This window comes from Alsobacter sp. P4_H11 (assembly GCF_056400925.1).
The window spans coordinates 5,001-6,525 of record NZ_JBFUKI010000023.1; the positions used below are offsets into that span (position 1 = coordinate 5,001).

At 57.3% G+C, this 1,525-nt stretch carries 2 tRNA genes and 2 rRNA genes (1 of these 4 running past the window's edge); all 4 read right to left on the reverse strand.

Going from position 1 to position 1,525, the window contains the following annotated elements:
* Positions 1 to 585, reverse strand: a 23S ribosomal RNA gene (locus tag AC1DSZ_RS24220) (it extends 2,220 nt beyond the left edge of the window).
* 361 nt (positions 586 to 946) lie between these two features.
* Positions 947 to 1,022, reverse strand: a tRNA-Ala gene (locus AC1DSZ_RS24225).
* Between the two features lie 133 nt (positions 1,023 to 1,155).
* Positions 1,156 to 1,232: transfer RNA gene (locus tag AC1DSZ_RS24230), tRNA-Ile, on the reverse strand.
* Between the two features lie 183 nt (positions 1,233 to 1,415).
* Positions 1,416 to 1,525 (reverse strand): 16S ribosomal RNA (locus tag AC1DSZ_RS24235); the annotation flags it as partial.

Here is a 1,525-nt window from a genome sequence, read left to right on the forward strand (position 1 = left end):
TTGGGCTCCTACTGTTTGTAGGCATCCGGTTTCAGGTGCTGTTTCACTCCCCTCGTCGGGGTGCTTTTCACCTTTCCCTCACGGTACTGGTTCGCTATCGGTCGCTGAGGAGTACTTAGGCTTGGAGGGTGGTCCCCCCACGTTCAGACAGGATTTCACGTGTCCCGCCCTACTCATGTCTTCATGATCTCAACACCCGTACGGGGCTATCACCCGCTAAGGCCCGACTTTCCAGACGGTTCCGGTTCGATCACACAAAGCACTGGCCTGGTCCGCGTTCGCTCGCCACTACTAACGGAGTCTCGTTGATGTCCTTTCCTCCGGGTACTTAGATGTTTCAGTTCCCCGGGTTCGCCTTTGTTCCCTATGGATTCAGGAACAAATACCTCCATTGACCACGCTCAATCCAACCCAGACGATCGCTCGACTGGGTCACAATGAGAGTGGTCGAAGGTGGGTTTCCCCATTCGGAAATCCTCGGATCAAAGCTCGTTCGCAGCTCCCCAAGGCTTATCGCAGCGTACCACGTCCTTCATCGCCTCTCAGCGCCAAGGCATCCACCGAATGCCCTTATGACACTTGATCGTTCTCATGAACAATGCTCGTTTGGCGATCGCTTGCGCGATCGCTCCCGGCCCACGTGTCATGGTGGTCGGGTTGTCTCAAGGTCATTCCGCTCGGCGCGGATGGCAAGACCACAAGGCCCTGCCCAGACCCTTCGAACGCATTGCTCGAAAAGACCAGTTTGCTTCGATCATGTCCGGCGTCCGTGCGGTCAGGCGACGGCGCTGGCAGCCAACGCATCCAGTGTAGTGGATGCGAAGTCCGGACATGATCCCTCTTCACGATGTCAAAGATCGGTCATCGTCGGGCAAGGCCCAACGAGAAGCTCTGTTTTCTCTCAACGGATGAGTTGTTGGGGCGTGATCGCGACGATCAAACCGCCTGGTGGAGCCAGACGGGATCGAACCGACGACCTCATGCTTGCAAAGCACGCGCTCTCCCAACTGAGCTATGGCCCCACTCGCCGCAGGCGAGTGATGAGGACTTAAAACTCAATGCTGGAAGACCCGATGCCGAAGGCTTCGGACTAGGCCGACCGGCCGCCGCGTCCTTCGACGCGTCAACCAGCTCGCAAAGCGAGCGCACTAAAGATGGTGGGCCTGGGAAGACTCGAACTTCCGACCTCACGCTTATCAAGCGCGCGCTCTAACCAACTGAGCTACAAGCCCAAGATCTCCCTGGCTTGATCGATCAACCTTGCGGCCAATCGCCCAAACCCTGGGCTCATCCGGAAAGAAAGAGAAACGAGGACGGCTATGTCCCGCAAGTGAGCTCTGACTGAGCTCGTTTGTTCCAAGTGCTTCGATAGGTCTGGCGAACAAGTCCGCCGCGCTCTGAAGAAGCATCCTTAGAAAGGAGGTGATCCAGCCGCAGGTTCCCCTACGGCTACCTTGTTACGACTTCACCCCAGTCGCTGACCCTACCGTGGTCGTCTGCCTCCTTGCGGTTAGCGAAACGCCTT